The sequence below is a fragment of the Microcoleus sp. Pol7_B2 genome, from assembly GCF_036701035.1.
Lineage (GTDB): Bacteria > Cyanobacteriota > Cyanobacteriia > Cyanobacteriales > Microcoleaceae > Microcoleus.
Window position 1 is genome coordinate 74,789 of the sequence record NZ_JAUBQB010000025.1, and the last position, 6,452, is coordinate 81,240.

Sequence of the window (6,452 nt, forward strand, 5' to 3'; positions counted from 1 at the left end):
GAATTTGGAATTGCCCAAACGATTTTAGACTGACAATTTCCGACTGTATAAAAGTTGAGTTTCTTTCAAGTTTCTACCTAAAAAGTACATAATTGATGCCTAAAATCGCTGGGAATCTAGCAGTTAAATCAAAGTCAGTGCTAAACCTTTAATCCCTCGCCCGTCACCAATTTGACCGACAATCGAAGCTTGACCGGTGGTCAAATTGATATTGTATAGGCTGGAAACTCCGCCAACTTCGATCGCAGCCAAAGCCGTCTCGTTACCGCCAACACTCCTGATATCAAAGCCGAGAACGGTACCAGCATCAATTCCCAAAGACCCGATCGTATTCAACACCCCATTATTCGGCGGATCTTGCCGCACCAAAATGTCTAAATTGGTGTCAATTGCAAACAGTGTCGTCGAAGCTGCCCCTGCAAAGTTATTCACATACGCAGCCCCAACAGCCGCGCCGGGATTGCCAGAATTGCGATCGCCCGCAGCATAAGCCAAATTCCCGTCGAGTTGAATTCCCCCCGTCAGCGTGTCAAAATCCACAAGTGCCCCAGTATCAGGGTTGAGGCGGGCGTTTTGACCGGCTTGATTGACAAACCGAATTCGATCGACTGTCGGATTGAAATCAAAACCCGCAGCCCCCGGAGTTAGGGGAACAGCAAACTGCCCGCTACCGACTGAACTTGCTTGCCCAGTCACCGGATTGATCGCGTACAAGCGATTGCTAGAACCCACACCGTAAAGCAAACCGTTAGCGGGGCGAAAATCAATTCCCAGCAAACTTTCTCCCGGCTGCAACCCTGTAACTGCCACGTCGCTGAGAATTGCCCGCGGTCCCGCCTCGTTAAAACCGACAATTGTTTCAGCGCCATTTCTAACAGTTAAAGCGTAAGCTGTAGGCAAAGGCAAAGCCAAACCGTTAATCTGTCTCCCGTCGGCAATTTGACCGACAAAGGAAGCTTGACCGCTACTTAAATTGATATTGTACAAGCCGGAAATGCCACCAACTTCCAGCGCCGCCACTGCCACCTCGCGGCCGCTAATACTCCTGACATCAAAGCCGAGAACGCTAGTAGCATCAACTCCCAAAGATCCGATCGTATTCAACACTCCATTATTCGGCGGATCTTGGCGCACCAAAACATCCAAATCGCTGTCAATTACAAACAGCGTTGTCGAAGTTCCCCCTGCAAAGTTATTCACATACGCAGCCCCAGCAGCAGCCGGAGAACTTCCAAAATTGCGATCGCCCGCCCGGTAAGCCAAACTCCCGTCGAGTTGAATTCCCCCCGCCAGCGTGTCAAAATCCACAAGTGCCCCAGTATCAGGGTTGAGGCGGGCGTTTTGATCCGCTTCATTGACAAACCGAATTCGATCGACTGTCGGATTGAAATCAAAACCCGCAGCCCCCGGAGTTAGAGGAACAGCAAACTGCCCGCTAACGACTGGACTTGCTTCCCCAGTCATCGGATTGACAGTATACAAGCGATTGCTAGAACCCACACCGTAAAGCAAACCGTTAGCCGGCCGATAATCAATTCCCAGCAAACTTTCTCCCGCTTGCAATCCAGTCACGGGAAAATCTGAGAGTACAGTTCCCGGATTGGAAAGACTAAAACCGACAATCCGATTAGCAGGAGTTAAAGCATAAGCCGTTGTCCGCGCTGGAGGCGGGGGGCTGGGAACAACGCTGCCAATATTATTAGTGAAACTTGCCTGGTTAATCGAACTTTGTCTCACCCCTCTGAGAGTAGCGAGAAATTCTCCAGTCACTCGGTCTTGAATAACAGTATCGTTTCCAGCTTCCTGAATATTCAAGTCGCTAAAACTAAGACCTCCCGCCAAACCGATTAAATCTGTACCTGGTACAAAATCGGCGATCGCGTCAGCATTTGCGAAATTAGCACCGCCGCTGGTACGACCAGGATCTGCCTCCGCGTAGCGCCTCAAAACAAATAAGTCTGCCCCGTCTCCGCCTATCAGGACATCAGTATCTCGATCGCCCGACAAAACATCATTCCCGGAGTTGCCCGATATGGAATCGCTGCCTTTTCCGCCCACTAAAAAATCGTTACCGTCTCCGCCGTTAATAGTGTCATTCTCTAAATCTCCAAAAAGCGAATCTTGACCTAAATTGCCCTCAATTAAATCGCTTTGTTTTCCTCCATAAATGCTGTCATTACCAGAGTTTCCGGCAATGGTGTCATTGCCCATCAAACCAAAAATCAGGTCATCTTCTGGAGTTCCTGCTAGCAAGTTTGCTTGGGCGGTGTCTCTAATTTCTGCCATGTTCTAATTACCCTCTAAATTTGATACTTCTGTTGCCTAACGGCGGCGACATTCTCAGTCAAAATATCACAAAGTCGCACTTTTAGGATAGTTTTTCTTATTTTCGGCTTTAGGGGTGGGTTGCCGTAAAAGTATTAAACGCAGCTAAAATGATATATAAACCAGCCCCCCGATTCAAATAAACCCACTCCTAAATACAGATCGCTTAGCCGTATTTTATAGTTTGCTGTGTAGCCAAGGGCGATCGCAGCTCAACTGCAAACAGGCAAGCTGAAATTTTTAGGGGTGCGAACCCATGAAATTTTGTACTGCGTTCATTAGTAATATACGCTGACTCTATAATTTTGGATCTGTCCAGTCAGAAATTATTTTTCAACTTTAATCTTAAAGCCTGCCAAGGTGGGCTTTGTCTGTGTAGGGGCGACCACCATCGATCAATATAAAGTGGATTATAAATGCGGAATTAGCATAATAAGTTAGTTAAACAGTCGTTTTCAGACGACTTAAGCTTTCAGGCAGGGGTTTAAATCCCTGCCTGAATCGGAGTTTCATGTTTAATCCCTTCCCCAGCTTTTTCAAGCTTTCAGCAGTGCTTTAGAAGCTGATTGCCCTGCGAGTCTCAGTTGCGATCGCAATTTGAGATTCAACAACACCAAGACAGTCCACTGACTGAGTATGGATAGCAAAATCGTATTTCCTGACACGGCTGCGAAAGACGGCGACAACCACATGGCAAATGTTGAAGACAACCACAAAAAAGGAGCTTTTTCTGGGGTAAGCAAGAGCATAGATAAGATCACAGGCGGCAACAAGATAGCGCTGCCGACTGTCCCGACGGCCCAAATTTCCTGATTTCGGGTTTTTGTAAATAGGAATAGTTGGGTGATGGCTGCGTAAATTAGGATAAAATTCAGACAGCCAATTACCCCACAAAATCCGTTGATCTCATTTTTTTCCAACAGCGCCCAAGGTGTTAAAATTATTACTGAGCTGAGGAAATTGATCGCGATCGCAACTACAGCCGGACTTTTATCGCTCCAAATTAAATCGAGGAGTGGGTAGCGTCGCCACAGCTTCTGATTGCTGGGAACGATTTGTTTCCGATACCTCGCCCAATCGTACAATGATTGTCTGTCAGATGTTAAAGCTGCAATTAAAGCTAAGAACATCACCAAATTCAAGATAAGTAAACAGATGAGATTACCGGAGTTTGGGGGGTCTGATTGGAGTGCAAACCCTAAAAATATTACCTGACAGCAGATAACTAGCAAATAACTTTGCCGCTTGCTCAACACTGTAGCACTGGGATTTGGAAAACGGCGCTGCCATCCCTGCCACATCCAGTAGGTTCCTGTACCACAAACCAAGAGACACAAAGCAAGGCCACTCGCAATATTTGTACCCACTGGCAAGTAAAACCATTGCAGCTTGTCTAAGTTTTCAACTAACGAATCGAAATCTGTTTTATCAACTAGAAAAAGCTGATATCTCAGCATAGCAAGGGGAGATAAAAAATGTAACACATCCCCAGCAGCTCGCGTGAGCGGGAGCCAAGAAATCCCAAACACAACAAAAGCCGTAGCGCTAGCCAACCAAGGTTGAAATCCTCCCAACCAACTGGTTGTCAATCCAGATAACATCGCAGTGCTGTAAAACAAAGCACAGCTAGCTGCAACTGCTATGTAGAAACATAAAATTTCATTCAGGGGTATTTGAGCAGCTAATCCAGCGTAAAGGTGCAGGGGTACGCCCAGAATTGTTGCTAAATAAAGTAAAATTGGTACGCCAAAAATTTTGCCCAGAAAAATTGTTTTGGCAGACTGGGGACTGAGGCGAATAAAGTTGAGCGTACCGCGGCGTTCCTCCTTGTCTAAGTCGCTGACAAGCATATAAGTCCCTGCTACTAATAGGGCTAACGCGCTCAATATGCTCAGCCAAATGAATATCTCTAACCACCACTGCGACCAGTCAATGGCAAAGTTGCCCAAGGCATCTCTGACGCACTGTTTCTCATAGGAACTGGCATTTTTGAAAATGCAAAATCTGTGATAGATGGGGTAAGTGTACTCCCCATTAGCAGGGGGAACGGGTATCTGAGCGCTGTAATACATGAAGAGCAGGAGTTGAGCGCTTAGGGAAAGGGCAGAGGCGATCGCCATATTGCCAGTATTCAAGCGGCCTTTGATTTCTCGAAATAACTGGGGATTCCAGTTGCCTATTTTGTCTAGTAAGTGGAGTGTCATTGGTTATTCGTGATTAGGAATGGGTGACGACTCAGTTATAACTCACTGTTTATTCTGGTAAACCGGAAACTAGCAAATTAGGATGCTTGCTGGTGTCCCATTTTGAGGAAGATGGTTTCTAAGTCTTCTTGAGTGCAGTGGAATTCGGTTAGGGGAATGTTGGCAGCGACGAGTTCGCGTAATAAATTTGCGGCATCTTCCGGGCTTCCTGAAAAATCAACGCACACCTGTTGAGTTTCCGGGATTATTGCCCAATTTTCCACCCAAGGAAAGTTTTTTAAGGCCGATGTTAGCGCTTCTAATTTATTTCCTAAAACCGACATGAAAATTTGCTGGCGGCTGAGGCGTTTGTAAAGTTCTTGTAACGGTGCGCTTTCGACCAGATATCCGAGTTCCATGATACCGACCCAGGTACAAAGTTCGGCTAAGTCGCTGAGGACGTGAGATGATATGACTACGGTCATGCCGGCTTCTTGCAAAACTTTGATAATTTCGCGGAACTGCATTCGGGCGATCGGATCTAAGCCAGAAACCGGTTCGTCTAACAACAGCAACAGCGGTTCGTGGATAATAGTTCTCCCCAAACTCAGGCGCTGTTTCATCCCCCGCGAAAGGGTAGAAATTAAGCTGTTGCGCTTGTTGGTTAGTTGCACGAGTTCTAACACGGAATTGATTCGCTCTCGGCGGCGCGGTTGTTGGAGGTTGTAGAGTCGGGCAAAATAGTCTAAATAATCCCAAACAGTCAAGTCGTCGTAGAGGGGAAAGTCGTCGGGAAGAAAGCCGATGCGCTGTTTGAGAATTGGGTGCGATCGATCGCGCAATAACCTATCGCCGTTGATGTAAATTTCCCCTATAGTCGGTTCCTCAGCCGCCGCCAGCATTCGCAGCAAAGTAGTTTTGCCGGCACCGTTGGGGCCGATCAGTCCGCATACTTCGCCTGCTGCTACTTGCAAATCGATGTCATTGACGGCTATATGGCGATCGAATTGTTTCGTGAGCCCGCGAGTTTCTATTGCTAGTTGTTTTGCCATGTTTGGAGGGTGAATGAAGTTTTATCGGTGCATTCCTGGCATGGAAATAGAAGTCTACAACTAGCCTAGCCCGTTCTTCAATGAATTGTCAGCCCCGTTCTGAAATTAAAAATTCAAACGCTTTTATATCTGCTATGCCCGAAGCCCACGAGCATTTAATTTAGGTGAGAAAGGCTATATATCAAGTCTGCACGGAAAATTCCTCTGGATCGATATCCCAATTTGCCCAGCGAATTGCCTCCCTAGCTGATGCCAGGTTAGGCGGCACTCTCAAAGCGTGAATGAATCCCGTACTCGGACAAGTCATTTTTAACAAACAAATCGGCTCGACATCGGCGTTATCTATTTGTAATAGTGCATATTCCTGCCAACTATCTATTTGTTTTGCTTGCAATTCTTGAATTATGCGAGCGTAACCAATTCCTTGAATTAAAACTCGCTTCAGTTCGGCATTATCTTCTGATAACAGCCATTGGGATTGCCATTGGTTCGCGTGTATTTGACCGTATTTTTCAGGCAATCTGACGCCATGATAATAGTAAAAATTCCATCCGTCCGCAAACTCAATGGCAGGTTCTCCTTCCGCGTGCAGGCGGTTTTGACTGTCAAAGCGCAGGTGGCGGGGGCGATCGCACACCGCGCAAATCTTTTCAAAGGGAAATATCAAACCGCAATGCTCGAACAGCAGCTTTTGACAGTGATGTATTTCTTGTGCTCTTTCTGAGAGATTGATGCCTAATGAAGAGATATACAATTGGGTCAAATAGATTTCTTTAAACAAAGTCGTGGGGGTGTCAGGGGATCTCAGGTATAACACAATACGGTTCAGTTAAGGCTCAAACCCTGGTAAATTAGGTATTGTTTCCAAAAATGGAGAGTAAGTTAGCGTGCA

3 protein-coding genes and 1 pseudogene are annotated in these 6,452 nt (G+C 46.4%); all 4 read right to left on the reverse strand.

The genetic code is table 11. The features are described 5' to 3' along the window. Positions 1–123 precede the first annotated feature (123 nt). Positions 124–2,286, reverse strand: a complete 2,163-nt coding sequence (locus QUA57_RS12450) for a DUF4394 domain-containing protein (RefSeq protein WP_333061088.1) — start codon at positions 2,284–2,286, stop codon at positions 124–126. A 575-nt stretch (positions 2,287–2,861) separates the two neighbouring features. Next, entirely contained in the window at positions 2,862–4,529 is a 1,668-nt protein-coding gene (locus QUA57_RS12455) for a hypothetical protein (protein WP_333061089.1), read from the reverse strand. A gap of 77 nt (positions 4,530–4,606) precedes the next feature. Continuing rightward, positions 4,607–5,560 carry an ABC transporter ATP-binding protein gene (locus QUA57_RS12460; RefSeq protein ID WP_333061090.1) on the reverse strand — a complete coding sequence of 318 codons (954 nt, stop codon included), beginning with the start codon at positions 5,558–5,560 and terminating at the stop codon, positions 4,607–4,609. Positions 5,561–5,741: 181 nt separating this feature from the next. Beyond that, positions 5,742–6,245: pseudogene (locus tag QUA57_RS12465) on the reverse strand (DUF6745 domain-containing protein); the annotation flags it as partial. Positions 6,246–6,452: the final 207 nt, after the last annotated feature.

Bases quoted from the DNA above. Each gene is read 5' to 3' on its own strand.
- QUA57_RS12450 (WP_333061088.1), bottom strand. From the start codon at position 2,286: ATGGCAGAAATTAGAGACACCGCCCAAGCAAACTTGCTAGCAGGAACT.
- QUA57_RS12460 (WP_333061090.1), bottom strand. From the start codon at position 5,560: ATGGCAAAACAACTAGCAATAGAAACTCGCGGGCTCACGAAACAATTC.
- QUA57_RS12455 (WP_333061089.1), bottom strand. From the start codon at position 4,529: ATGACACTCCACTTACTAGACAAAATAGGCAACTGGAATCCCCAGTTA.